This window comes from Rhodococcus sp. MPR-R1B, from assembly GCF_058793255.1.
On sequence record NZ_JBXAFO010000026.1, the window covers coordinates 1 to 24,901 of the forward strand.

At 62.8% G+C, this 24,901-nt stretch carries 22 protein-coding genes; 8 read left to right on the forward strand and 14 right to left on the reverse strand.

Going from position 1 to position 24,901, the window contains the following annotated elements; all coding sequences use genetic code 11:
- The first annotated feature begins 56 nt into the window (after positions 1–56).
- Positions 57–1,361, forward strand: coding sequence for an HNH endonuclease signature motif containing protein (locus AC1Q61_RS26465; protein WP_492651245.1), 1,305 nt, complete (start codon positions 57–59; stop codon positions 1,359–1,361).
- An 88-nt stretch (positions 1,362–1,449) separates the two neighbouring features.
- Here AC1Q61_RS26465 and AC1Q61_RS26470 read toward each other — a convergent pair whose 3' ends face one another.
- Entirely contained in the window at positions 1,450–2,382 is a 933-nt protein-coding gene (locus AC1Q61_RS26470; protein ID WP_080961232.1) for an oxygenase MpaB family protein, read from the reverse strand.
- A gap of 1 nt (position 2,383) precedes the next feature.
- Positions 2,384–4,165, reverse strand: a complete 1,782-nt coding sequence (locus tag AC1Q61_RS26475; protein ID WP_215515606.1) for an acyl-CoA dehydrogenase family protein — start codon at positions 4,163–4,165, stop codon at positions 2,384–2,386.
- Positions 4,166–4,314: 149 nt separating this feature from the next.
- Here AC1Q61_RS26475 and AC1Q61_RS26480 point away from each other — a divergent pair, with 149 nt between their 5' ends.
- A complete protein-coding gene (locus AC1Q61_RS26480) occupies positions 4,315–4,965 on the forward strand; it encodes a TetR/AcrR family transcriptional regulator (RefSeq protein WP_007731498.1) in 651 nt (216 codons plus the stop codon).
- Between the two features lie 43 nt (positions 4,966–5,008).
- Positions 5,009–5,350: an Imm51 family immunity protein gene (locus AC1Q61_RS26485; RefSeq protein WP_003943507.1), complete on the forward strand. Its 342-nt coding sequence runs from the start codon at positions 5,009–5,011 to the stop codon at positions 5,348–5,350.
- Between the two features lie 62 nt (positions 5,351–5,412).
- On the opposite strand, the gene AC1Q61_RS26490 is transcribed toward AC1Q61_RS26485, so the two are convergent.
- Genes AC1Q61_RS26490 through AC1Q61_RS26505 form a run of 4 tightly spaced genes read right to left on the reverse strand, consistent with a single transcriptional unit; the run spans position 5,413 to position 9,087 of the window.
- Complete coding sequence (locus tag AC1Q61_RS26490) at positions 5,413–6,447, reverse strand: aspartate-semialdehyde dehydrogenase (protein ID WP_042447794.1); 1,035 nt, start codon at positions 6,445–6,447, stop codon at positions 5,413–5,415.
- 6 nt (positions 6,448–6,453) lie between these two features.
- Positions 6,454–7,719, reverse strand: coding sequence for an aspartate kinase (locus AC1Q61_RS26495; RefSeq protein WP_003943494.1), 1,266 nt, complete (start codon positions 7,717–7,719; stop codon positions 6,454–6,456).
- Positions 7,720–7,768: 49 nt separating this feature from the next.
- The gene (locus AC1Q61_RS26500) at positions 7,769–8,722 is read right to left on the reverse strand and encodes a hypothetical protein (RefSeq protein WP_042922811.1); all 954 of its coding nucleotides are present in this window, start codon (positions 8,720–8,722) and stop codon (positions 7,769–7,771) included.
- Positions 8,722–9,087, reverse strand: a complete 366-nt coding sequence (locus AC1Q61_RS26505) for a DUF8021 domain-containing protein (RefSeq protein ID WP_042922809.1) — start codon at positions 9,085–9,087, stop codon at positions 8,722–8,724. Before AC1Q61_RS26505 ends, AC1Q61_RS26500 begins: the two co-directional genes overlap by 1 nt.
- A gap of 270 nt (positions 9,088–9,357) precedes the next feature.
- On the opposite strand from AC1Q61_RS26505, the gene leuA reads away from it, so the two are divergent.
- Positions 9,358–11,166, forward strand: coding sequence for a 2-isopropylmalate synthase (gene leuA, locus AC1Q61_RS26510; protein ID WP_003943488.1), 1,809 nt, complete (start codon positions 9,358–9,360; stop codon positions 11,164–11,166).
- Positions 11,167–11,406: 240 nt separating this feature from the next.
- Positions 11,407–11,784: a PLDc N-terminal domain-containing protein gene (locus tag AC1Q61_RS26515; RefSeq protein ID WP_003943489.1), complete on the forward strand. Its 378-nt coding sequence runs from the start codon at positions 11,407–11,409 to the stop codon at positions 11,782–11,784.
- A gap of 162 nt (positions 11,785–11,946) precedes the next feature.
- Here the strand turns inward: AC1Q61_RS26515 and AC1Q61_RS26520 are convergent, their stop codons facing one another.
- Entirely contained in the window at positions 11,947–12,840 is an 894-nt protein-coding gene (locus AC1Q61_RS26520; protein WP_003943476.1) for a LysR family transcriptional regulator, read from the reverse strand.
- An 89-nt stretch (positions 12,841–12,929) separates the two neighbouring features.
- Between AC1Q61_RS26520 and AC1Q61_RS26525 the strand changes: the two genes are divergently transcribed.
- The 3 genes from AC1Q61_RS26525 to AC1Q61_RS26535 are packed head-to-tail and all read left to right on the forward strand — an operon-like array spanning position 12,930 to position 15,856.
- Complete coding sequence (locus AC1Q61_RS26525) at positions 12,930–13,871, forward strand: EamA family transporter (protein ID WP_003943484.1); 942 nt, start codon at positions 12,930–12,932, stop codon at positions 13,869–13,871.
- A gap of 25 nt (positions 13,872–13,896) precedes the next feature.
- Positions 13,897–15,150: a Mur ligase family protein gene (locus AC1Q61_RS26530; protein WP_003943457.1), complete on the forward strand. Its 1,254-nt coding sequence runs from the start codon at positions 13,897–13,899 to the stop codon at positions 15,148–15,150.
- Positions 15,143–15,856 carry a type 1 glutamine amidotransferase gene (locus tag AC1Q61_RS26535; protein WP_007731510.1) on the forward strand — a complete coding sequence of 238 codons (714 nt, stop codon included), beginning with the start codon at positions 15,143–15,145 and terminating at the stop codon, positions 15,854–15,856. Before AC1Q61_RS26530 ends, AC1Q61_RS26535 begins: the two co-directional genes overlap by 8 nt.
- A 6-nt stretch (positions 15,857–15,862) precedes the next feature.
- Here AC1Q61_RS26535 and AC1Q61_RS26540 read toward each other — a convergent pair whose 3' ends face one another.
- The 7 genes from AC1Q61_RS26540 to AC1Q61_RS26570 form a co-directional block, all read right to left on the reverse strand.
- The gene (locus AC1Q61_RS26540) at positions 15,863–17,026 is read right to left on the reverse strand and encodes a low temperature requirement protein A (RefSeq protein ID WP_030535704.1); all 1,164 of its coding nucleotides are present in this window, start codon (positions 17,024–17,026) and stop codon (positions 15,863–15,865) included.
- Between the two features lie 66 nt (positions 17,027–17,092).
- Entirely contained in the window at positions 17,093–18,220 is a 1,128-nt protein-coding gene (locus AC1Q61_RS26545; protein ID WP_215515605.1) for an acyl-CoA dehydrogenase family protein, read from the reverse strand.
- Between the two features lies 1 nt (position 18,221).
- Positions 18,222–19,427 (reverse strand): acyl-CoA dehydrogenase family protein, encoded by a 1,206-nt coding sequence (locus AC1Q61_RS26550; protein ID WP_042922806.1) that lies wholly within the window; start codon positions 19,425–19,427, stop codon positions 18,222–18,224.
- A gap of 17 nt (positions 19,428–19,444) precedes the next feature.
- Entirely contained in the window at positions 19,445–21,655 is a 2,211-nt protein-coding gene (locus tag AC1Q61_RS26555; RefSeq protein ID WP_215515604.1) for an acyl-CoA dehydrogenase family protein, read from the reverse strand.
- A gap of 27 nt (positions 21,656–21,682) precedes the next feature.
- Positions 21,683–22,813 carry a steroid 3-ketoacyl-CoA thiolase gene (locus AC1Q61_RS26560; protein WP_042922803.1) on the reverse strand — a complete coding sequence of 377 codons (1,131 nt, stop codon included), beginning with the start codon at positions 22,811–22,813 and terminating at the stop codon, positions 21,683–21,685.
- Positions 22,810–23,664: an SDR family NAD(P)-dependent oxidoreductase gene (locus AC1Q61_RS26565; protein WP_042922802.1), complete on the reverse strand. Its 855-nt coding sequence runs from the start codon at positions 23,662–23,664 to the stop codon at positions 22,810–22,812. Before AC1Q61_RS26565 ends, AC1Q61_RS26560 begins: the two co-directional genes overlap by 4 nt.
- A 1-nt stretch (position 23,665) precedes the next feature.
- Entirely contained in the window at positions 23,666–24,874 is a 1,209-nt protein-coding gene (locus tag AC1Q61_RS26570; protein WP_042922800.1) for a DegT/DnrJ/EryC1/StrS family aminotransferase, read from the reverse strand.
- Positions 24,875–24,901 lie beyond the last annotated feature (27 nt).

A 24,901-nucleotide genomic window follows, 5' to 3' on the forward strand; every position in this document is an offset into this window, starting at 1 on the left:
CTCTTGACTCGAACGCATGTTCGAGTATGATTTGGGGAGGGGATCGGGGGGGTTCAATGAGCGTCTTGTTGTCGGATGTGGTGTCGGGTTCTGCGGTGGGGTTACGCGGACGTCTGTGGCGGTTACCTGCTTCTGAGTTACGTGCGGCTGCGGTGTCGGCGAGCGCGGAGATTCTGCGCCTGGAAGCCGTTCGAGTGGCCGTGGTCGACGAACTCTCGTTGCGTTCCGATGATCAGGTGATTGCCAGCCGCGGTGTGGGGTCCTGGTTGGCGGCCAACACGATGCTGCAGGTTCGGGACGGGAAGAAGATCGCCGCGCTGGGTGCAGCTTTGCGGCCGTTTCCGGCGGTGGCGGCTCGGTTCGATGGCGGGGACTGTTCGTTCGAGCATGCGGTGTTGATCGTGGCGTTCTGTGAGTCACCGCCGAAAGGCATGCCAGACGCCGCGCTCCCTCGTTGTATCGACCTACTGCTTGCGGCTGCGTCGGGCGTGGAAGCGACGACCACGAAAGTGCGGAACGTGATCGCGACCTTGGAGCGAATCTTCGAATCCGATGAAATTCCACCCGCCGAAGACGTCGACCGGAATGAGCTGCGGATCGCGTCGACATTGAACGGTCGAGTGGTGGTGCGCGGCGATTTCGACGCCCTCACCGGCGAAATGCTGCTGTCGGCGTTGTCGAATCTGACGATGCCCACCCCGGCACCCGATGGAACCCCGGATGCTCGGTCGGCAGCGAAACGAACTGCCGACGGGTTCACCGAACTGATCCGCCGCTATCTCGACTGCGCCAAAACAGGCACCGACGGTGGTCAACGCCCGCACGTGAACGTGCACATCAATGCTCGCGATCTCGCCGAGCACCGGGACTGCGCCGCAACACCCTCCACTGCTGATGACGGAATGGCTGTATCGGATCTCGATGTCGGGCACATGCCCTGGCTGGGCCCGCTGTCGGTGTCGCAGACCAGGCTCCTCGGGTGTGATTGTTTCCTGTCCACCGTCCTGCTCGACGATCACGGCGCACCGCTCGATGCGAAACCCGGAAAACGATTGGTCACCCCCGAACAGCGAGTGGCGTTGATCGCCCGAGACAAGGGCTGCGCCTTCCCCGGCTGCACGTGCGTACCCGCCTGGACCGATGCGCACCACATTAAGCACTGGGCCAACGGTGGCCCGACGGTGATGAACAACCTGGTCCTGCTGTGCCGTTCACACCACCGACTGATGCACCGAAAATCAGGGTTCGTCGGGAAATGGGAAATCCGAATAGGAGTCGACAACAAACCCTGGTTCATCCCGCCGCCCTCGATCGACCCCGGGCAGCAACCGCGCCCAGCGAACACCACATTCAAAACCTGAGAACGAACCTCAGGCACAACAGAACACGGCCGAGCACCGCATCGAAGGGATCCCCCCGATGCGGTGCCAACAGACCGTGGCGAACCCGTCAGACGGCCTGCGCAACCTTGGCGGCTCGCGGGAATCGCTCCCGAATCTCCGCTGGCGTGACAACTCTCGGGTCCAGGGGTTGCTCGTCACGCAGGTGGCGCTCCAACACCTTGCCCGTCATCGGCGCAATGACTTTCAGAGCAGTGGTCATGTTCTTCGGTGAACTACCCAACCGGACTGCCGTTCGCACCGCGGGCGCAATTGCTCTGTCCAACAACGCTGGCTGATCGAACCCACCCATCGTTCGCATCCAGCCGGGCAAAGTCGCGATAGTGGCCGGCGCGACCAATCGGCTGAATGTCGCGAACTTCGTCTTCCCCTGCGCTCTCGGTGTTCTCAACAAGTAGTGCATCGCCCGGTTGGCACGCTCGGAGGTACACAATCTGGGCCTGACTTCAGCGAAGTACTCACGTACCTCGTCTCGGGAGCGTGGAACGTCGGAGGTCTTGCATGTCTGTAGTTCGGCAGCGATCACGCATTCTTCCCAGTACCGCTGCTCTTCGACAGCTGAAAGCGGGCCCGGCCCATACATCTCGTAGCACTTGAGCACCGAATGCCAACCCGTCACGTGGATCCAGAGTTGTGACGCCGGATTGTTTGCGCTGTAACGAGTTCCGGTGATCGGTTCGATGCCCGTAGCCTGAGCATGAACTGTCATGAGGTGGTCGGACAGCGCCAGTGCTGTCCGCCCGTCGGCAGTGGCGACGGTCAGGAAGTACGCCAAGGTTCGGTCGAGTCGCCCGGCCGGATCGCTGTAAATCCCGCTCATGTCTGCCACTGCGGCAGCCAAGAAGGGGTCGAAGTGCTCGAGCACCACCGACCGCTGGAACCCGATCAGCGCTGTCGGCGCGGCCCAGATCTTCCAACTGGGTGATCCTGGGCCGAAGAAGCCGTAATCCTCACGCGGTCGATTCATCGTCAGTTCAGACATTTCATTCCTCCCCGTTCGTTGAGCCGGCACCGTTCATTTCGTAGGCACCAGACAAGGCGACTACTTGCTGCCAGACGTACTCGAATCGCTCCGCCGCGAACGTGGGGCGCCGAATAGATGCGAGTGCCAACCGTTGCTGATCTTCACTGGCGCTGGGTTTTCCGTACAACTCCACCGCTGCAGCACTGAAGTCGCGGACCAGGACATCGAAGATCTGATCCAGCACCCCACCGCTCCGCTGTCCCTCGTCCAATCCCAAGATCTCGGCTTGTTCGAGGATCAGCTCGCCGTAGACGACGAGGGTGAAGAGTTCGGTGATCGCAAGGCCGAAGTCCAAGTCGACCTGCTGCGCCGCATCCGGTGCAGCTTCGGCTAGAAGGGTCACGAGCGCTTCTGCCTGCTCCACGAACAGTGCAACGTTGGGAACATCCGCAAACTTCGCGTATACCGCTCGCCAGTCGTCGAATCGAACCTTGGACAACCCCCGTGCCGGGCCCTGACGGAACAGGAACTCGTCGTCGGCTGCGTCGTTACGCGTCGGAATCGCCGGAAATGACTCGGGGGCAAAGAGGTACGCCGGCATGAACTTGGCGATCAGGGCGAGATTGACGGCGACGGTCCCCTCGAGCTTGGGCAGCCCGTCGACATCCATCTTGGCCACCGCGAGGTAGCTGTCCTTCTCGAAGCCCTTTGCCGCAGCGATGTCGGAGAGCAGTCCGATCACCTTCTGTGCCTCGGTTGTCACCTTCATCTTGGTGACAGGATTGAACAAGAGGTAGCGGCGGTCCTCGGGCGATGCGGTGCGGAAATAGTCCACCGCACGATCCGAGAAGAGCCTCATCGCCAGCAGGCGCGCGTACGCGTCGACGAATTCACGTCGTACGTGTGGGAACGCCGTGACGGGATTGCCGAACAGGATTCGATTGTGCGCGTGGGTAATCGTCTCGTACAAGGCATGAGTCGACATACCGATTCCGCCGAAACACAGGTTGAATTTTCCGATGTTCACGGTGTTGAGTGCGGCACTGAATGCTGCCTCGCCGGTATGCAGGATATCCTCTGCCGCAACGGGATAGTCGACGAGTGAGAACTCCGCTACGTACATCTGGGCCGGAACGATGTTCTTCACCACGGTGAATGCCGGATGGTCCGAGTCGGCGTAAAAGAAGACGTACTGATCAGTGCCCTCCACTCCGTCGACACGGCCGAAGACAGAGACCGTGTTGGCGCAGTTGCCATTTCCGATGTAGTACTTCGAACCGCTGGCCAGGTACCCGCCGCTGCCGTTGGGCGTCAAGACCATGTCCGTGGAGTAGACGTCCGCGCCATGCTCTTTCTCGGACAGTCCGAATGCCGCAACGCCTCCGGAAGCCAAAGCGGAAGCTGCTCGCGCCCTTGCCGTCTCGTTGTCGCTCTGCCACACCGGCCCGAGACCGAGGATGGTCACCTGCCACGGGTACCAGTAGTTGAGTCCGTAGAAGCCGAGGATCTCGGACAGCGCGGCGATACGACTGGTATCCCAGCGCTTGTCAGAGTCGCCACCACTGTCGCGGGCGGGCGTCAGAAATGTGGCGAACAGACCTTCCTTCGCCGCGAAATCGAGGAAATCGGAGTAGAAGATCTTGTCGTGATAGTCGGCCAGGAGTCGGTTCTTTCCACGCGCCTCGAACCAGTCGACGGTCGCGCCCAGCAGTCTCCGCGTGGTCGCGTCGAACTCCGGCCGATCGTACGTGGAGGGATGGAGCAGCAGATCATTCGGCACTAAAGAGGTCGACGCTGTCATAGCGGTTGTTCTCCTCGAGATCTCGGCAGAGGCGCCTCACTGAGCACCATTCGAATACAACGCCACCGTAACAATTGCAGACGATGAATACAACGGTTGCGTATTATTCACGAAGAAGTGGCAGGCAGATTAGGGTGAGAGCGGAGGTGATGCACACGATGACCAGGTCACAAGCTGACGCAACGGATACACCGCGGCGCAAGTACGCCCCTCGCATGGCGCCCGAGCAACGTCGCGAGCAGCTCCTCGACGCAGCATTCGAGGTCACCGGCCGCGTTGGCCTGCACAACCTCAGCATGGAATCCGTCGCTGCCGAAGCCGGTGTCGGCAAGCCCGTCCTCTACACGATTTTCGATACCAGGACCGATCTCGTCGCTGCACTGCTGCGCCGCGAGCACGAGCGAGCCATCGCTCAGGTGCTCGAAACCATGCCGACAGATCTGAGCGAACTCGGCCCAGCGGCGTCGTACACCGGGACCGTCGGCGCCTTCGTCGACGCCGTACTGGAGAACCCGACGCGCTGGCGCCTGATTCTGACGTCTGTCGAGAACGCCCCCAGCGAGTATCACGGCTTGTTGAAGCTCTCTCGCGGAGCTGTCTTCGCCCGCGCCGAAGAACTGGCCCGCGCCGGGATTGCCCTCGAGTCGAAGCTCGAAGGCCTTGATCCGGTTCTCCTCGCACACACCATGATGTCGTTCGCCGAAATGCTCGGACGACTGGCCGTCAGTGATCCCGAAACCTATACCCGAGAACGACTTTCCAGTTTTGCCGTGGCTCTCGCACAATCGGTCGGGCGTTAGCGGCCGACTGAAACCTGTCGGTCGGATCTGCTTCAATACACGCATGACATCACCATCGATCGAACCGCTACAGCTTTTCGAAACGTCTCCGGGCAACTGGTCACTGATGCTCACCGACCAGCATTTCGGCAAGGTGGCATCGATATTCGAGCAGGTAGAGGGTTTCGAAGGCTCCGGTTACGACTGGGCGTCGGTCGCCCACGCAGTGGTAGGCCGCGATGCACCGCATCTGGAGGGCCGCTTCGGCACCGATCCCGAAGCGGGCATGTTTGTTGCGTACGGCAGCGACAACGGAGCTCTCGGTGAGCTCGGAGCGCTACTCGCCAAAGCGTATTCGGATGCCGAGTACCTCGGTGGCCTGGTCGCCATTTCCGAACTCGACTAGAGCGCCTGTCGAAACGACACCGGCCCCACACCTAGGTGCGGGGCCGGTACCGAACGAAAGATCTAGCCGACCAACAGCTCGGCAATCTGAATCGTGTTGAGCGCGGCACCCTTACGCAGGTTGTCGCCCGAAACGAAGAGCGCGAGTCCGCGTCCCTCCGGGACACCCGGATCCTGACGGATACGACCGACCAGCGACGCGTTGCCACCGGCAGCGGCCAGCGGCGTCGGAACCTCGACCAGCTCGACGCCCGGAGCGTCGGCGAGGATCTCCTTGGCGCGAGCAACCGAGAGCGGGTTGGCGAACTCTGCGTTGATCGCGAGCGAGTGCCCGGTCACGACGGGAACGCGCACGCACGTACCCGAAACCAACAGATCGGGAAGTCCGAGGATCTTGCGGCTCTCGTTGCGGAGCTTCTGATCCTCGTCGGTCTCGCCGCTTCCGTCGTCGACCAGCGAACCTGCCAGCGGCAGGACGTTGAACGCGATGGGGGCGACGTAGTTGTTCGGGGCCGGGAAGTCGACGGCACTGCCGTCGTGAACCAGCTTCTCCGCGTCTCCGACTACGGCGCGCACCTGGCCGAGGAGTTCCTCGACGCCGGCGATGCCGCTACCGGACACGGCCTGGTAGCTGGAGACGATCAGACGCTGCAGACCCGCTTCGTCGTGCAGAACCTTCAGCACCGGCATCGCTGCCATGGTGGTGCAGTTGGGGTTCGCGATAATGCCCTTGACCAGGTTCTTCGTGTCCTGCGGGTTGACCTCGCTGACCACGAGGGGAACCTCGGGATCCTTGCGCCATGCCGAAGAGTTGTCGACAACGGTCGCGCCGGCAGCAGCGAAGCGCGGAGCCTGGGCGCGCGAGAGCGTCGCACCGGCTGAGAACAGGGCGATGTCGATGCCCTTCAGGTCCTCATCCGATGTGGCGGCCGCATCCTCGACGATGATCTCTTCGCCGCGGAAGGGCAGCTTCTTACCGGCGGAGCGTGCAGATGCGAAGAACCGCACCTTGTCCGCGGGGAAGTTCCGCTCTTCGAGCAAAGTGCGCATGACGATGCCGACCTGACCGGTCGCACCGACAACAGCGATAGTCGTCATGAGAAATTACCGTCCCGTTCCAGCGTGTACTACTGCTTCTTCTTCGCCACCGAGCCCGAAAGCGTCGTGGATGACACGTACAGCGTCGTCCAATTCGGTGTCCTTGACCAGCACTGAGATGCGGATCTCAGAGGTCGAGATGAGGTCGATGTTGATGTCTGCCTTGGCCAGCGCCTCGCAGAACGTGGCGGTGACGCCCGGGTGGCTCCGCATTCCGGCGCCGACCAGGGAAACCTTGCCGATGTGGTCGTCGAACAAGATCTGCGTGAAGCCGATGTCTTCCTGACGCTTGGTCAGGATCTCGACGGCGCGGGGGCCGTCGGCCGTCGGAAGCGTGAAGGTGATGTCCGTCTTGTTGGTCTCCACCTTGGAGATGTTCTGCAGCACCATGTCGATGTTGATCTCGGCATCGGAGACTGCGCGGAACACCTTGGCAGCGTGTCCCGGTGTGTCCGGCAATCCGACAACGGTGATCTTGGCTTCGCCGCGATCGTGCGCGACTCCGGTGATCAGGGCCTCTTCCACAGGAATGTCCTCCATCGATCCGGACACGATTGTTCCGGGCTTGGTGGTGTATGACGAACGGACGTGCACAGGCACGTTGTAACGACGGGCGTACTCGACGCACCGGAGCATGAGCACCTTGGCACCACACGCTGCGAGTTCGAGCATTTCCTCGAAGGAAACCGTCTCGAGGCGGTGAGCGTCGGGGACGATGCGCGGATCGGCGGAGAAAACGCCGTCGACGTCGGTGTAGATCTCGCAGACGTCGGCGTTGAGTGCAGCTGCCAACGCCACGGCAGTGGTGTCCGAGCCACCGCGTCCGAGCGTCGTGATGTCCTTGCTGTCCTGGCTGACGCCTTGGAATCCGGCGACCAGAACGATCGAGCCTTCGTCCAGCGCAGTGCGAACACGGCCCGGCGTGACGTCGATGATCTTGGCGTTTCCGTGGCTGCCGGTCGTGATGACTCCGGCTTGTGAGCCCGAGAACGAACGAGCTTCGGCGCCGAGGGAGTGAATTGCCATCGCTACCAAGGAGTTGGAGATGCGCTCACCCGAGGTCAGCAGCATGTCCATTTCACGGGCCGGCGGGGAAGGGCACACCTGCTGAGCCAGATCGAGCAGCTCATCGGTGGTATCGCCCATCGCTGACACCACGACGACGACATCATTGCCGGCCTTCTTGGTCTCGACGATCCGTTCAGCGACTCGTCGGATGCGCTCGGCGGTTGCCACCGAGGATCCGCCGTACTTCTGGACGACGAGAGCCACGCGTTTCTACCTCCAGGTCGAAATTGTTTACAGATACCAGAGGTCGAGCTTACCGAGGTGGTCCTGGGACTTCCCGATGCGTACTGCTGTTCGCCTCAGATCCGCGCGGGATCAGTTGCGAGATCCGCGATCGCATCAACGTCGCAGAACGCGAGCCACCGGCAACGTAACCGACCACCGCGACGGCAACTCCGCAGGCGAGAAGCACGCGAATACTGCTGACCAGCGAAACTGCCAGCGCGTCGTACACCGCGACTGCCGCCTCAGATGACGGTATGTCTGAATTCTGTAAATAGACCCGCCGCACGACGGCCAACGCCACCAACAGGGCGATCATCGCCACCGCCGTCGCCAGCCCGACCAGGGACAGTGCGCGCATTCTCCTCGGCGCAACTGCGACGGCCGCGATCGCACAGGCCAGCGACACCCACGGCAGCCAGGCCGCTGCCCGGTCGAGAGTGTTCGAGAGGTCCTGGGCCCGCACCAGCTCGTCGGATTGCAGGATCTCGAACTGCGGATCGAACGTCGGAAGACGATCGACGACGGTGAATCCGCGATCGCGGAGGTTCGTCCGCAGTTCTGTCATGATCGGCTCGAGGGACAAGGTGACTGTTCCGCTGTCGTCGGACCGAACGATGCCGTCGGTGGCTCTGCCGGTCACCATCGCAGCAAGTTGCGCGTGCGCCTGACGGTTGGCCGCGGTCCAGAGCGTCGCGAACTGGTCGCTGGAGACCAACGACTGAGCCGCCTCCCGAACAAGTTTCTCGGCTTGTCTCGTCACCACCTGCGGAAACCGGTCCAACCGCTGCGTCAGTTCCTCGGTCAGCCGATCAACGACAGCCGCTTGGACAGCAGGTTCGGAAGCCAACGGGGCAACCGTCTCGACGTAACTGTCGGTGTCGTTCACCTGGGTGTGGACGAACAGCGCGAGCACCGAGCCGGCAGCACCGAGACCAGCGAGAACGATCAGCAGTGAACAGACGATCCAACGGATCGAGCGCATCACGTGTGCTTGGCGCGCGCCGGTCGAATCTTCGCGGTGATGTGGTGAATGCGGTGATCGTCAGCGGGTATCCGGAAGGTCTCGGTAACCCGAACGGTCATCAGGTTCCGCCCGAACAACCCGGCGTCGAGGAGGTAGTCAGCCGTCAGGTCGTCCCCGTCGACCGTCCACTCCACCTCACGAATGTCGCGGATCACGCGATACTGAGGACCTCCGGAAAGGCTGCGCCGCAAATGATTCCCCGAAAATCCGGTCTTGAGCCCGACCTCGTGGCGTACCGCGTCCGGAGCCAGCGGTACGGAACTGCCATCGTGACTGCGGAGCGCGTCGAGGTACGTGCGCGCCACGGCGATTCGGGGATCCATGGACGACAGTCCACCATTTTCGGGGCCGAAACGGCAGCACAATTCGGCGACAAATTGGACATGAGGGCGAACCCCACCGATTTCTCGCGAAATCCAGGAGTAGAGTGCTGTGCATGCAGCGCGCACTCCTTCTTGGTTGCCGCGACGGGGTCTGATCCAGACTGGCCTCCCGCCGCGGGGTTTTTGTGCGCCGGTCGACCAAGCCTTCCGGACTCATGGTCTTGACCAACAGGTCAACAGGCCGGGTCCACAATCCTGGAGATCACACCCATGTCCCCCGCTGACGCATTCACCACCGGCACTCGCACCATCACCCCGCCCACGAAGCCGGCACCGTCCGACCAGCCTGCGTGGAACACGCAGAAGAACTCGTCGATGCCGACGTTCCGCTACCGCCCGTTCGCCGAAGAGGTCGAGACGGTCACGCTGCCCGACCGCACCTGGCCGGACAAGATCATCGACCGAGCACCCCAGTGGTGTGCCGTTGACCTGCGCGACGGCAACCAGGCGCTGATCGATCCGATGAGCCCGGCGCGCAAGCGTCGTATGTTCGATCTCCTGGTTCGTATGGGCTACAAGGAGATCGAGGTCGGCTTCCCGTCCGCGAGCCAGACGGACTTCGATTTCGTTCGCGAGATCATCGAGGACGGCGCCATCCCGTCCGACGTCACCATCCAGGTGCTGACGCAGTCGCGTCCCGAGCTGATCAAGCGCACGTTCGAGGCCTGTGAAGGTGCCGAGAACGCGATCGTGCACTTCTACAACTCCACCTCGATTCTGCAGCGCCGCGTCGTGTTCCGCGCCGACAAGGACACGATCAAGAAGATCGCCACCGACGCCGCCGAACTGGTCCTCGCCGAGTCGAAGAAGTACCCGGACACGAACTGGCGCTGGGAATACTCGCCCGAGTCCTACACCGGCACCGAGCTCGAGTACGCCAAGGAAGTATGTGACGCCGTCACCGAAACCCTGGGTGCGACGCCGGCGAACCCGGTCATCCTGAACCTGCCCGCCACCGTCGAGATGGCTACACCCAACGTGTATGCCGACTCCATCGAGTGGATGCACCGCAACCTGGCCCGCCGCGATTCGGTCATCCTGTCGCTGCACCCCCACAACGACCGCGGCACGGGTGTCGCTGCAGCCGAGCTGGGCTACCAGGCCGGCGCGGACCGCATCGAAGGCTGCCTGTTCGGCAACGGTGAGCGCACCGGCAACGTCTGCCTGGTCACTCTCGCTCTGAACATGTTCACGCGCGGCGTCGACCCGCAGATCGATTTCTCGAACATCGACGAGATCCGTCGCACGGTCGAGTACTGCAACCAGCTGCCCGTCCACGAGCGTCATCCGTACGGCGGCGACCTGGTCTACACCGCGTTCTCCGGCAGCCACCAGGACGCGATCAACAAGGGCCTCGACGCCATGAAGGTCGACGCCGACAGCCAGAACTCCGACGTCGACGACATTCTCTGGCAGGTCCCCTACCTGCCGATCGACCCGAAGGACGTCGGCCGCAGCTACGAGGCCGTCATCCGTGTGAACTCGCAGTCCGGCAAGGGCGGCGTCGCATACATCATGAAGGCCGATCACGGTCTGGTGCTGCCGCGTCGTCTGCAGGTCGAGTTCTCGCAGTCGGTCCAGAAGATCACCGACGGCGAGGGCGGCGAGGTCTCGCCGAAGGAAATGTGGGATGTCTTCCACGAGGAGTACCTCGCTCCCATCACCCCGCTCGAGCGCATGAAGCAGAAGGTCACCGCGTCCGAGGAGGACGGCGGCACCGATGCGATCACCGCGATCGTCAAGGTGAACGGCAAGGAGCAGGAGATCTCGGGTACCGGCAACGGCCCACTCGCTGCCTTCGTCGACGCGCTGGGAAGCATCAACTTCGACGTTCGTGTCCTCGACTACTCCGAGCACGCGATGTCCGCCGGTGACGACGCCCAGGCCGCGGCCTACGTCGAGTGCGCCGTGACGGGCCCGGAGGGTCAGAGCACCGTCGTCTGGGGTGTGGGTATCGCCACGTCGATCACGACGGCCTCGCTGCGCGCTGTGGTCTCGGCAGTGAACCGCGCCAGCTGACACTCAGCTCCTGACTCGTGAACAATCCCTGGTCTCACCCGATTTTCGGGTGGGGCCAGGGTCGTTTTCAGAGCACTGAAGATTTTCGGTCGATGTTTTCGATTCGGCATGACATTGGTCCCGAAAGAGTCGGTTAGCGAAGTTAACAAAAAGAATTCACCCATCGAGGATGATGCAGACGCCACGTGCGCGTGAGATAGTCAGCTCAGACAAATCCGACTTGTGAAATGGAGCTCGACAATGGATTCCTTTTGGGACTTCCTCTGGCTGATCATCATCAGCTTCGCGTTCATCGCGTACTTGATCCTGCTCTTCTCGATCATCACCGACCTGTTCCGCGATCACAAGACCTCCGGCTGGGTGAAGGCAATCTGGATCGTCTTCCTGTTCTTCATTCCGCTGCTCACCTCGCTCGTCTACCTGATCGTTCGCAGTGACGGAATGGCACAGCGGTCCCTCGAGGCTGCGCAGCAGGTCAAGAACGCACAGGACAGCTACATCCGTGAGGTTGCCGGAAAGTCCCCGGCCGAATCCATCGCAGATGCAAAGGCACTTCTCGACGCCGGCACCATCAGTGAAGAAGAATTCGCAGCACTGAAGGCCAAGGCTCTCGCCTGATACCGGCCCTCACTAAGCGACCCTCACTAAACCGTGAGGATTGCACTACCGAAACGGGAGCGACACTAATCGTGTCGCTCCCGTTTTGTGTTCATTCACCAACAGCTGCCCATTCACCGACAGCCGTTCATTCACCAACGGCCCTTCATTCACCGACAGCCTTCATTCACCGACAGCACGCGCGACGTCACGAAAGGCGTCGAGCACGACTCCGATAGCCGGACTGCGGTTGGCGTGTAACCGAGTTGCCAATTCATAAACTCGTGCAGCGCGCACTCCCGCCACCGGTTTCCTCGACACTCCGGGATGCGTGATCGCGTATCGCGGCATCAAAGCCACGCCGTGGCCCGCCGCCACCAGTTCTTCGATGACGCGGAAATCGTTGATCCGATGAGCGACGCGAGGCTGGACGCCGGTTACCGACGCAACCGACAGCAGAACGTCGTCGACCGGAAACCCGCCGCGCACGCTTATCCAGTTCTCGTCGGCCAATTGTTCCAGCCGGACCGAATCCTGCTCGGCGAGTGGATGATCAGGCCGCAGCACCAGATCGATCGGTTCACGCATCAGCGGTTGCACGCTGACCCGGGGAAACGACGTCTCGGCTCCGCGTTCGTCACGGTGAGTGAGGATCACATCGTGATCGGCCAACAGCCCAGGGACGGCCGACGCCGGTTTGTCGACGTCGTAGGCGTCGATGTCCACGTCCGAGTTCTTCAGCGCCGTCAGGACACCGGGCAGCAGGAGCGCCGCGCCGGAGGGAAAGAACGCGACTCGCACCTTTCCCCGCGGCGAGCCTCGGTACGACGCCATCTCGTCCGCCGCCCGGTCTAGCGCCGCCACCACGTCGTCGGCGCGAAGCACCAGCGCTCTGCCCGCGTCGGTGAGGCGCAGCGTGCGCCCGTCCGGTTCGAGGAGCGAGACCCCCGCTTCTCGTCCGAGGATCTTGAGTTGTTGCGAGACGGCGGACGGCGTCATCGAGAGGGCGAGAGCAGTAGCGCCGACGGTTCCTCGGTCGGCGAGCTCGCGGAGGATTCGCAGGCGCGTGGCATCCATACGGTGACGAATATCCATGTAGCAAAACTACATGGATAGTGCATCTATATTCGCTTGTTCTGATGCTTCGTACGGCTCACGATTAACGCATGACTCCCCGCGACCGTCTCCTCGGCCTGACCGTGATCGTCTTGTGGGGTCTGAACTTCCTGGCCATTCGCGTCGGCCTGGATCATTTCCCGCCGTTCTTCTTCGCAGCGCTGCGGTTTCTGATCATCGCGATTCCGGTGGTCATCTTCGTGCCGCGTCCACAGGTGCCGCTCCGCTGGCTGCTGCTCTACGGATTCGGTTTCGGATTCGGCCAGTTCGTCTTCCTCTTCTGGGCGATGCATTCGGGGATGCCGACGGGCCTTGCATCACTTGTCCTGCAGTCGTCAGCACCGTTCACCGTCCTACTCGGCGCTTTCCTGCTCCGCGAGAAGCTCAGCGTCTGGCAGGTCTCCGGTATCGCCGTCGCCGTTGGCGGGATGTCCTTGATCGGCTGGGACCGCTCGCACCACGCGGCACTGCTGCCCGTCGTCCTCACACTCCTCGGCGGCCTGTCCTGGGCGTTCGGCAATCTCGGCAGCCGCTTGGCTGCGGCGAACACCGTCGGCGAGCCTGCACCGATGCGCTTGATGTTGTGGATGTGTGTCATCCCGCCGTTACCGATGCTCGCACTGTCAGCCGTGGTCGAAGGCCCCACAGTCGGCTGGCACGCACTCGGCACCGCATTCAGCGCCGACGCCTGGCCGTCGCTGGTCGGACTGGCCTACATCATTCTGCTCGGCACCATCGCCGGATCCGGGCTCTGGACGATGCTCATGGGCCGCTATCCCGCCGGCATGGTGGCGCCGCTCTCCTTGCTGGTGCCAGTCGTGGGAATCGGCGCGTCCTGGCTGTTCCTGCACGAGGATCCGAGCCCGTTGTCACTGGTCGGGGCGGTCATCGTGATCGCCGGAGCGAGTGCCGCACAGATGAGGCGTAAGCCCGCGAACACTGTTTTCTCGGACACACCTGCAGCCTCACCACCGGCGCGACTCGGCGTCTGACGACGCCCTGTGCCAAACTCGGGCCGTGGGAACTGGACTATCGATCACAGCGCGCGGAAAGCTCGCCATGCGAGCTGCCGCAGCAGCATCTTGGGCATCGCAGAAGGCCGGTCGCGGCAAGGGTTCGATGATCGGCGGGCTGATCGCCCTCAAGATCGACCCGACGCTCATGACTCAGCTCGGACGCGGCAAGCGCACCGTCGTGGTCACCGGCACCAACGGCAAGTCGACGACCACACGTATGACCGCCGCAGCGCTCGCGACACTCGGTGACGTCGCCACGCAGGCCGACGGCGCCAACATGGATGCCGGGATCGTGGCCGCCCTGGCCGCGCGTACCGATGCGACGCTGGCGGCACTCGAGGTCGACGAACTGCACGTCCCCCACGTAGCCGACGCCGTGAACCCGGAAGTGATCGTGCTGCTGAATCTCAGCCGCGATCAGCTCGACCGGGTCGGCGAGATCAACATGATCGAACGGAAACTGCGCGCGTGCGTCAACGCGCATCCGAATGCGGTGATCGTCGCCAACTGCGACGACGTACTGGTCACCTCCGTGGCATACGACGCCACCAACGTCGTGTGGGTTGCTGCCGGCGGCGGTTGGGCCGGCGATTCCGTCAGCTGCCCGCGCACCGGCGAACCCATCGTGTGGGAGGGAAAGCACTGGCGCAGTACCGGTTCCGACTTCGCGCGGCCCGAGCCGACCTGGTGGCTCGACGACGACAATCTCTACGGCCCCGACGGCCTGAAGATTCCGATGACGTTGACCCTCCCCGGAAAAGCCAACCGCGGCAACGCAGCTCAGGCCGTAGCGGCTGCAGCGGCTTTGGGTGCAGATCCGGTCGGGGCAGTTGCCGCCGCATCGACGGTTCAAGAAGTCGCAGGTCGATACAGCACCGTCGAGGTCGGACCGCACTCCGTTCACATGCTGCTCGCGAAGAATCCCGCCGGCTGGCAGGAAGCGCTGTCGATGATCGATCCCACGGTGGACGGTCTGGTCATCGCGGTGAACGGTCAGGTGCCGGACGGCGAGGACCTCTCCTGGCTGTGGGACGTGAAGTTCGAGCACTTCGAAGGTGTCAAGGTAGTGGCCGCCGGTGAACGCGGAACAGATCTGGCAGTTCGCCTCACGTACGCGGGCGTCGAGCACACTCTCGACCCGGACCCGTTGCGCGCCATCGCTTCCTGCCCTCCCGGACGTGTGGAGGTACTGGCGAACTACACGGCCTTCCGTGACCTCAACACTGCCATCGCGAAGGAGTCTCGCAATGTCTGACTCGACAGTTCGCATCGGTCTGGTACTCCCCGACGTCATGGGCACCTACGGCGACGGCGGCAATGCCCTGATCCTGCGTCAGCGTCTGCGGATGCGCGGCTACGACGCCGAAATCGTGGACATCACCCTCAGCGATCCGGTCCCCGATTCGCTCGACGTGTACACGTTGGGTGGCGCCGAGGATTCCGCTCAGCGCCTCGCAACGCGTCACCTCGCGAAATACCCTGGTCTGCAACGCGCCGCAGAGCGTGGCGCACCGGTTCTGGCGATCTGCGCTGCCATTCAGGTGCTCGGCAACTGGTACGAAACCTCCAGCGGCGAACGCGTCGACGGTGTCTCGATGCTCGACGTCACAACCTCGCCGCAGGAGAAGCGTTCCATCGGCGAAGTCATCACGAAGCCGCTGATCGACGGACTCACCGCGCCCCTCTCAGGTTTCGAGAATCACCGCGGCGGAACAACTCTGGGTAGCTCAGCCTCTGGATTCGCACGTGTCACCCATGGTGTCGGAAACGGCGTCGGCGACGGATTCGAAGGCGTCGTGCAGGGTTCGGTGATCGGGACGTACATGCACGGACCCGCTTTGGCTCGCAACCCCGAACTCGCGGACCTCCTGCTCATGCGCGCCTTGGGTGTGAACGAGCTTGAACCCCTGCATCTGCCCGAGGTCGACAAGCTCCGCAAGGAGCGACTCGCGATTCGCTGACCCGGTTCAGACGGTTTCGGATTTGCCCTCGGTCAGAATCAGTTCCACGGCTAACAGCGCGGCGCAGGCCAGTCCCGCGACCAGTTCGGGCACCGCGGTGTAGGTACCACCGAGCACGACGACTATCGCGACCGAGAACGGCACGAGGGTGCGTACCGAGGAGTCGTGTAGTCGAATGTGGATGAACCACAAGGCGGCAAGGATGACCGCGACCGGAACGGTGACGGCAGCACCCGTCACCAACGCGCTGCCGTCACCGTGATGAGTCCAGAAGTCGACGCGCGAGGCCAACCCCGCACCGATGGCGGCAGCGGCGGCGAAGATGAAGTAGTGACCGAACCCCCAGACGAAGGGTGAGACGTTGTCACCGCCGATCACTTCGCCTGCATTGCGTTGGAAGTACAACCACCACAGGCTGAAGACAATCAGAATGCCGCCGATCACGACGTAGGTGACCTGCGCTGCCGGATGCTCACCGTCGACCGCGTCCTGAATCGCGATGGTGGTCGAAAGGATCGTCTCGCCCAGAACGATGATGAAGAACAACGAGTACCGCTCCGCGATGTGATGCGGGTGCCACGGCGTCATGCCCGGCTTCTCCGACCAGATCGGTACCGCGAATTCGCACAGAACCAACACCAGGAACGTCGGGACGTAAACGGCGGACGGCACGAAGTAGAAACCGATCCAACCGATCTGGACCAACACTATTCCGAGAGCGTATCGACGCGCCGTGAGCGCATGCTCGGGGTCGTTCCGCGAGACCCTGAGCCATTGGATGACCAGTGCTATTCGCATGATGACGTAGCCGACGATGATCAGCAGGGCGTCGTCGTTGAAGAAGCGGACGATGCCGGCTGCAAGGACCAGCGATCCGAGGATCTGGAATATGGTCAGCAGCCGGGCGATTCCGTCGTCGTTGTCGTACGCCGAGGTGAACCACGTGAAATTCAGCCACGTCCACCAGATCGCGAAAAACGCCATCGCGAAGTGCCCGACGCCCGAAGCCACGTGCCCTTCGCTGATCGCGTGGTGCAGACCGGTGGCCGCTTGAGCGACCGCCACGACGAAGCAGAGGTCGGTGAGCAGTTCGAGCGGCGTCGCCACCCGGTGCGGCTCGTGCGGGTCCCGCGGAACCAACGGCCTGATGAACGAACTGGTGCGATTCACGAAGGGCAGAGTAGCGCGATGATTGCCGACGCGCTGCCCGTGACTGGAACCTGTCGTCTCAGATATTCACGCCGACGCCCCGATCTGGGCTCGGATCTCCAACTGATCGGCGAGTTCGGCGCCTATCGCCCCCGCGCTCCCCAAAGTGAAGGCGATCTGCCGTCCCCACAGGAAATAGCGGTGAATCGGATAGTCGACATCCGCGCCGATTCCGCCGTGCATGTGCTGGGTCGCGTGCACCACGCGCAAACCGCCGCGCGACGCCCACCATTTGGCGACCAGCGCAGCCGCTTCCGCTTCACTCTCGACTCCGCTGTCCATCAGCCAGGCAGCGCGGTGGGTGGTCAATCTTGTGCTCTCGGTGTCGAGGTACGCGTCGGCGGCCCGGACGGCAACTGCCTGGTTGGTCGAGAGTGGACGACCGAATTGCACTCGCTCGGAGGTGTATTTGGCCGTCATCCCCAGCGCTTCCTCGCACACGCCGGTAGACAGGGCCGCCAGAGCGACCCGCGCACGTCGTAACGTCCAGTCTCGAACCACCGCGCCGTCCGCGGGAAGTGCGTCAGCTGCAGTAACCGCAACCCCGTCGAACTGCACAGCGCTGTTGCTCTCGCGGTTCGTCACCGCAAGCGGTGTACGCACCAGCGCGTCCCGGTCCGTCGGCACGATCATCACGGTGACACTGCCGTCCGGCATCGTCACCGGAACCACCAGTGCGGCAGCGAACTCGGCGGCCGGTACGGAGTCGACGTGGCCCGACAGAACCCAGCCGTCAGGAGCCGGCTCGGCGCGAACTGCCGTCTCGGTGTTGTAGCCGGTGTCGAAGGCGCCGGTGACGATCACCGAGCCGTCGAGCAGTCCCGGAAGCCACGACGCTTTCTGCTCCGTACTGCCGAACTCGGCAATCGGCAGCGCTGCCGTCGAAATCACCGACCAGAGCGGCACCTGGGCGACCCGGCGGCCTTGTTGTTCGAGCACCGCTGCCAGGCCTAGCATTCCGAGTCCCGCTCCCCCGACTTCCTCTGGCAGAGGAATTCCCAGAACGTCGGAGTCGGCGAGGAGCTTCCACAGTTCGGCGTCGAAACCGCCGGCGCCCTCCACTTCCCGCAGTCGGTCCACTCCGGACTTCGCCGAGAAGATCGATTCACTCAGATCCCGCACGGCGGACAAGTTGTCGTCGAATTCGAATTCCATGTCAGCTCTTTTCGTTCTGTGCAGCGGGCCGGCGACGCGCAGCAAGCGCCATGCCCAGACATTTTGCGGCGACAATTTCACGCATCACTTCGTTGGTACCACCGCCGAAGGTGTTGTTCTGGGCGCGTCGACCCAGGTTCTCGACCCGCCCTTCCAGTACCGCTCCGGGTGTGCCGGGGCGCAGTAAGCCCTTGGCGCCCAGCACTTCCTGCAGCATGCCGTACGCACTGACGACGGCTTCGGTACCGAAGATCTTGGCCGCGGCCGAATCCCCGCCGCCCAAGGTGTTGGCGGCGACGTCCGCCACCAGTCGCAGGTTCATCAGGTCGGCAGCACTGAGCAGCGCGTAGACTTCCGCCAATTTCTCACGTACCCAGCCGATGTCGTAGACGTGGCCGTCACCGGCGGGTTCCGTCTTTGCCCACTCGACCACCTCGGCGAAGAGTTCGTTGGCGATGCCACCGCGTGCGGCCAGGGCAACACGTTCGTGGTTGAGCTGGTTGGTGATGAGCTTCCACCCTTGATTGAGCTCACCGACGACATTGGTGATCGGTACCCGAACATCTTCGTAATAGGTTGCCGAAGTGCTGATTCCACCCACGGTGTGAATTTCGGTGACCGAGAAACCCGGCGAGCTGGTCGGCACCAGGACCACGGAAATACCCTGATGCGCAGGCGCGTCAGGATCAGTACGAACGGCAAGCCAGACCCAGTCGGCAAACACACCGGCACTGGTGAAGATCTTGTTGCCGTTGATGACAAGCTCGTCACCCTCGATGCGGGCGCGTGTTTCGAGTGCCGCGAGGTCGGTGCCCGCATTGGGTTCGGTGTAGCCGATGGCAAAGATCAACTCGCCCGCCAGGATCGGACGCAGGAAGAAGTCCTTCTGAGCTTGCGTCCCGTGCTTGATCAGAGCGGGTCCGACGGTGTTCAGCGTGACCAGCGACAGCGGCGCATTGGCGCGAATCACCTCGTCGTAGAACACGTACAGAGCTTCGGGGTTCTCGCCCCGACCGCCGAATTCCTCCGGCCACCCCAAGCCCAGCCAACCGTCTTTACCCATTCGGCGCAGAATGCGATCGAAGACGGGGCCGCCTTCGGTCTGATCCACGAGAGCACGGCGGTCTTCGTCGTTGATGATCTCCGCGAAGTACGCCCGCAATTCCTTGCGCAGAGTCTTCGACTCCTCCGACAAATCCAAGTACATGGTGAAACTCCTAAGATCTACGAACGCGGCAGGCCGAGTACGCGCTGCGCGATGACGTTGAGTTGAATTTCGACGGTTCCGCCGCCGAACAGAATCGAGGGAAGTCCGATGTGGTCTATCGCGTAATTCGCCGACGGGTCGACAACGGCGGCGCGCGGTCCGAGCAGTCGCAACAGGTCCCGCGAGCCCTCGCGCTGCGCCAGGGCGTTGTACACCTTCGACACGCTGATCTCGGCGCCCGGTTCCTGACCCGCCAGCCGCGCCGACACCCCGCGCAGATTCATCGCGGACAGTGCCAACTCACGAGAGAGACTGCGGCCGAGGCCCTCCACTGCATCTTCGCGGGGGCAGTCGTGGCTCGCGTCGGCAATCACCTGACGGAACAGTCGACTCGAACCGTGGTGCAGCGTGCTGCCCATGCTCAAGCGTTCGTTGGACAGCGTTGTCGCAGCCAGTTTCCACCCTTGCCCCGGTTCGGCCACCAGGCAGTCGTCCGGGACGAAGACGTCGTCGAGGAATACCTCGTTGAATTCCGACTTGCCGGTGGCTTGTTTCAGCGGACGTACGTCGATACCTTTCGAGGTCATGTCGACCAGGAAGTACGACAGCCCACGATGTTTCGGAGCGTCGGCGTCGGAACGCGCCAGGCATACTCCCCAATCGGCCTCGTGCGCGCCCGAGTTCCACACTTTCTGACCCGACAGGACCCAGCCACCGTCGACCTTGCGCGCTTTCGTGCTCAGGCCGGCCAGGTCTGATCCCGCGCCAGGCTCACTGAACAGCTGGCACCAGATGATGTCGGCACGCAGCGAAGGCTCGACGAACCTGTCCTGCTGCTCGGCGTTGCCGTGTTCGAGAATCGTGGGCAGCACCCATTCCCCGATCACCGTGGACGGTTGAGCCCAACCTCGCATCGCGAATTCGTGTGCGATGACGGCCTGTTCTCTCGGTCCTGCTCCCAGCCCGTACGGCGCCCGATAGTGCGGGGCTACCAGTTTGGCGTCGGCAAATCGGGCGCGTCGAGCGCTCCCCTTGGCCGGCGCCCAACTGGCGCTGGTGGTTCCGTCGTCGGGCAGCAGCGCAACCTCGTCCAGAACCCTGCGAACCTGCTCTCGTAATTCAGGCAGCATGTCCGGGTCTACAAAGGAGAAATCCCGTTCCGAATCGGCGGACCGGTCTCCCAACGTGTGTGCCCACTTCACCTCGGAACCCGCCACCGCAGCGATACTGATTGCCCGGCGCCAGTACAGATGCGCGTCATGTTCCCAGGTGAATCCGATTCCGCCGAGCAACGTGACACATTCGAGGGCGTTCTCGATGCCGACCGGCAAAGCGGCCAACGCTGCTTGAGCCGAGACAAGTCTGTGCTGATCCTCGCCGTGCTCTTCGGACCGAGCCGCGTCCCACGCTGCGGCACAGGCAATCTCGGAGCGGACCAGCATCATGGCCGCCTTGTGCTGAACTGCCTGGAAGCTTCCGACCGGACGGCCGAACTGCTGCCGGGACTTCACGTAGTCGACCGCGGTGCGTAGCGCCCACCCGGCGATACCGCTCGCCTCCGCAGCCAACACCGTGTTGACGATCAGTTCGACTCGGTGCGCCTGGAGACCTTCGACGATCAGCCCAGCGTCGACCTTGTGGTCGGTCAACGTCAGTGTCCCGATCGAGCGTGTCAGATCCACTCCGTCTTCGACCTCCACCGCAGCGGAAGACGACTGCTCGAGCCGGAACCACAACTCGCCGTCTTCGCTGTTCGCTTGCACGAGAACGACATCGGCTCCGGGTAGACCTAGAGCCGGGTCGGCAGAACCGCTCACGGTCCACCCTGCATCGCTGCGAGCCGCGCGCAATCCCACGCCGGTGCAGACTGCTCCGGTTGCACCGGCAGCCAATTCGGTCAGCATTGATTCCGCAGCCGGGCCGGCAGCTTTTGCGAGGATCCCACTGGCGATGACCGTCGGAACGTACGGTCCCGGGTAAAGCGCATCACCCAATTGCTCGACTACCACCGCCAGTTCGGCAAGACCTGCCCCGTCACCGCCGTACTGCTCCGGCAGGTGCACTGCGTGCAGTCCCTGACGGACCAATCCATCCCACGAGTCCGGCCGATCACCGGCGGCGTACCGCTTGACGTTGCTGCGCGTGTCGGCGATTCCACCGAAGCGGTTCGCGAATGCGGCTACCGCTTCCGCCAGGTCACGGTGATCTTCGAGCAGGGGCAGTGCCATGGCAGGTTCCTCAATCTTCGGTTCTTGTCAGATGCGTTCGAGAATCAGGCAGGTGGTTGCGGCGGACGCGCAGATCGCGATCAGTGCGATGGACTTGTCCCGGCGCTCCAGTTCGTCGATGACATTGGCCAACAGTCTGATTCCGGTTGCACCGGCCGGATGGCCCAGTGCGATTGCACCACCGTTGACGTTCAGCAATTCGGGATCGACGCCGTGAACCTGCGCGAACGACATCGGTACCGAAGCAAATGCCTCGTTGACCTCGAACAGGTCGATGTCGTCGATCGTCAGACCGGTGCGGCCGAGCACGATGTTTGCCGCGTCCACGGGACCGTCGAGCATGAACTCGATGTCTCCGCCGATGACGCACTGCGCCAATATCTTTGCCCGCGGCCGCACGCCGAGCATCCTGGCTCGATCCTCGGACATCAGCAGAGCGGCACTCGCACCGTCCGAGACCTGCGAAGACGTTCCAGCGGTGTGCAATCCGCCCTCTTGAACGGTACGCAGTTTCGCGAGTCCTTCGAGACTCGATTCGCGCAGACCCTGATCCCGATGAACCGGAACGTCAGAGCCCGGGGCGACCACATCGATGATGTGTGAGTCGAAGCGTCCTGCCTCCCATGCTGCTGCGGCTCGCTGCTGCGAGCGCAGCCCGAAGGAGTCGAGATCCTCGCGGCTGAAACCGCGCTTGACAGCAATCCGATCGGCCGCGGTGTACTGGTCGACGGTATCGAGTGACCACGACTCCGGACGTGGTGTTCCGAGGCCGGTACCCACCTTGTACGTCAACGGAGCGCGGGACATCAGTTCCACACCGCACGCCACACCCACGTCGACTGCACCGATGGCAATCTGCCCGGCAATCAACTGCACCGATTGCTGCGCGGTTCCGCACTGCGCGTCGATCGTGGTGCAGCCCGCTTTCAACGGAAGGCCCGCATGCATCCAGGACGTACGCACGATGTTTCCGAACTGCTCACCGAGAGGCGTCACACAGCCGCCGATGACCTGGTCGACCGCGCCAGGATCCACGCCCACCCGATCCAGCACGCCTTTCTGCGCATAACCCAACAGTTCCGCCGCGTGGACTCCGGACAGCCAACCCTCACGCTTGCCGAACGGCGTTCGTGCTGCGTCCACGATGACGGGCTTCATGCCAACTCCTCGGTTCGTAATGCCGGGTTCTCCGGTAATGCCGTTCCGTCCAGACCACGCACGGTCAGGGACCACTCGTCGATCAGGTCCAAGCTGACGCTCGAGCGCGCGGTGAACTCGGTGTCGCAATCACACAGCGCTGTGACCGCTTCCACCATTTCTTCCATAGATTCGACCTGATCCGGCCGGATAGTCTCACCGACCAGGACCCTGGCGCCCTCACTGAGCACCGCTGCCCGCGGTTGAACCGTGTTGACGCGAACCCCCTGGCCGTAGAGTTCCACGCCCATGCCGTTGCTCATCCTGTTGAGCGCTGCTTTGGAGGCGCCGTACACGGTCATGGCAGTTCCCGGTTCGACCCACGTGAACGGCGGGCCATGCCACGGTTTGACGGTGCCACTGGACACGTTCACGATCCAGCCGTGTCCGTTTGCCACCATCCCCGGCACCACGGCTTGCATCAGATCGAGCGGTGCATGGACATTTGCCTCGAACATCAACCGTCGCCGCCGCAGTGGGTAATCCGAGAGCGGCTGATAGATCGCCGCTGCCGCGTTGTTCACCAGGATGTCGATCGTCCCGCCAAGCTTCTCGATCGCCAGCGGTACAACGGTGTCGCGCTGCTGCTCGTCCGTCAGATCTGCGACAACTATCTCGACTTTGTTTCCGTACTTGGCAATTCGAGCCGCAGTCTCTTCGAGACTGCCCGGCAGGGTTGCGTGTGCACCGAGCGTCCGGGCCACGAGAGCGACGTCAGCGCCTTCCGCTGCAAGCCTCTCTGCGACGCCCGCACCGATTCCGCGGCTGGAACCGGTGACAAGCGCTCGGCGTCCTTCGAAGCGATCGGTCATGCTACTTCCACTTCGCGGCGAAGCGATTGATGCTCTCCGCAATCCGAGCAACTTCGTCGTCACGCAAACCGTGGCTCATGCCGAGTGTCATGCCGCGGGCAAAAACTGCGTCCGCTTCCGGCAAACCTTCGGCCGGCTGGCGAAATTCGATGTTGTTCATCATGGGGTGACGAGTGACGTTGCCGCTCCACACGGTTCGGGTGTCGATGCCGTCGGCCTCGATGGCTTCCTGCAGGTCGCTGCGCGTGAAGGGGGCGTTCTCGTTGATCATCACCGGGTAACACAGCCACGCCGTGTCGAGACCGTCGAGTTCTACCGGCGTCGTGAAGAATTCGGGGTGGGCGCCGTATGCCGTCGTGAAGGCCGCAAATGTGGCCTTACGCGTCTTGTAGTTCTGTTCCAGCTTGTCGAGCTGCACGACGCCGTAAGCTGCGCCGAGTTCGGAGGGCTCGAAGTTCCACGACATGAGCTCGAAGATGAAGTCGTTGTCGTAGTCGACGCCGTCGAGTTCTTCACGGAAGACTCGGCCGGACTTGGTACTGCCGAACAGGTTCGGCTCGCTACGACGGCCCCAGCGGCGAAGCAGCAAAGCCTTGTCACGGCTGGCTTCGTCGTCGACGCACACCATTCCACCGGTTCCCGCGCACGTGATGATGTGTGCCATCGAGAAACTGGTGACGACGATGTCCGCCCGAGACCCGGTGGGAGTACCGCGGAGCGTGGCGCCGATCGCGTCACACGAATCCTCGATCACCTTGAGTCCATGGCGATCAGCGATATCACGAATGACGTCCCAGTCCGGGCAGTTGCCGGCGAGGTTCGGCATCAGGATGGCACCGGTCTTCTCGGTGACCATTGCCTCGATCTTGGTGACGTCGACGTTGAACGTGTTGGGTTCCACGTCCACGAACACCGGCACCAGACCGGCACGCACGATCGGTGCGATATCGGTGGAGAACGTCAACGGCGACGTGATGATCTCGCTTCCCGCAGGCAGTCCAAGCAGCTCGACTGCCAAGTACAAACCCGAGGATCCCGAGTTGCACATGACGCCGAACTTCTTGCCGGCCAAGGCCGCGATACGTTCTTCCATCTCGAAGACGTTCTTGCCGATGCGCAATCCTTGATGCCCGCTGCGCAAGACGTCGACAACAGCCTGTATTTCTTCCTCGCCGTGGGTGGCCCTGGCGTAGGTGATCCGCTCGCTCATCTTGTTCCTGCTTTCTCGAATAGGCGG

Excerpts from the sequence above, each read along its gene's own strand:
- AC1Q61_RS26465 (WP_492651245.1), top strand. The coding sequence starts at position 57 with ATGAGCGTCTTGTTGTCGGATGTGGTGTCGGGTTCTGCGGTGGGGTTA.
- AC1Q61_RS26470 (WP_080961232.1), bottom strand. The coding sequence starts at position 2,382 with ATGTCTGAACTGACGATGAATCGACCGCGTGAGGATTACGGCTTCTTC.
- AC1Q61_RS26475 (WP_215515606.1), bottom strand. The coding sequence starts at position 4,165 with ATGACAGCGTCGACCTCTTTAGTGCCGAATGATCTGCTGCTCCATCCC.
- AC1Q61_RS26480 (WP_007731498.1), top strand. The coding sequence starts at position 4,315 with ATGCACACGATGACCAGGTCACAAGCTGACGCAACGGATACACCGCGG.
- AC1Q61_RS26485 (WP_003943507.1), top strand. The coding sequence starts at position 5,009 with ATGACATCACCATCGATCGAACCGCTACAGCTTTTCGAAACGTCTCCG.
- AC1Q61_RS26490 (WP_042447794.1), bottom strand. The coding sequence starts at position 6,447 with ATGACGACTATCGCTGTTGTCGGTGCGACCGGTCAGGTCGGCATCGTC.
- AC1Q61_RS26500 (WP_042922811.1), bottom strand. The coding sequence starts at position 8,722 with ATGCGCTCGATCCGTTGGATCGTCTGTTCACTGCTGATCGTTCTCGCT.
- AC1Q61_RS26505 (WP_042922809.1), bottom strand. The coding sequence starts at position 9,087 with ATGGATCCCCGAATCGCCGTGGCGCGCACGTACCTCGACGCGCTCCGC.
- leuA (WP_003943488.1), top strand. The coding sequence starts at position 9,358 with ATGTCCCCCGCTGACGCATTCACCACCGGCACTCGCACCATCACCCCG.
- AC1Q61_RS26515 (WP_003943489.1), top strand. The coding sequence starts at position 11,407 with ATGGATTCCTTTTGGGACTTCCTCTGGCTGATCATCATCAGCTTCGCG.
- AC1Q61_RS26520 (WP_003943476.1), bottom strand. The coding sequence starts at position 12,840 with ATGGATGCCACGCGCCTGCGAATCCTCCGCGAGCTCGCCGACCGAGGA.
- AC1Q61_RS26525 (WP_003943484.1), top strand. The coding sequence starts at position 12,930 with ATGACTCCCCGCGACCGTCTCCTCGGCCTGACCGTGATCGTCTTGTGG.
- AC1Q61_RS26535 (WP_007731510.1), top strand. The coding sequence starts at position 15,143 with ATGTCTGACTCGACAGTTCGCATCGGTCTGGTACTCCCCGACGTCATG.
- AC1Q61_RS26545 (WP_215515605.1), bottom strand. The coding sequence starts at position 18,220 with ATGGAATTCGAATTCGACGACAACTTGTCCGCCGTGCGGGATCTGAGT.
- AC1Q61_RS26550 (WP_042922806.1), bottom strand. The coding sequence starts at position 19,427 with ATGTACTTGGATTTGTCGGAGGAGTCGAAGACTCTGCGCAAGGAATTG.
- AC1Q61_RS26555 (WP_215515604.1), bottom strand. The coding sequence starts at position 21,655 with ATGGCACTGCCCCTGCTCGAAGATCACCGTGACCTGGCGGAAGCGGTA.
- AC1Q61_RS26560 (WP_042922803.1), bottom strand. The coding sequence starts at position 22,813 with ATGAAGCCCGTCATCGTGGACGCAGCACGAACGCCGTTCGGCAAGCGT.
- AC1Q61_RS26565 (WP_042922802.1), bottom strand. The coding sequence starts at position 23,664 with ATGACCGATCGCTTCGAAGGACGCCGAGCGCTTGTCACCGGTTCCAGC.
- AC1Q61_RS26570 (WP_042922800.1), bottom strand. The coding sequence starts at position 24,874 with ATGAGCGAGCGGATCACCTACGCCAGGGCCACCCACGGCGAGGAAGAA.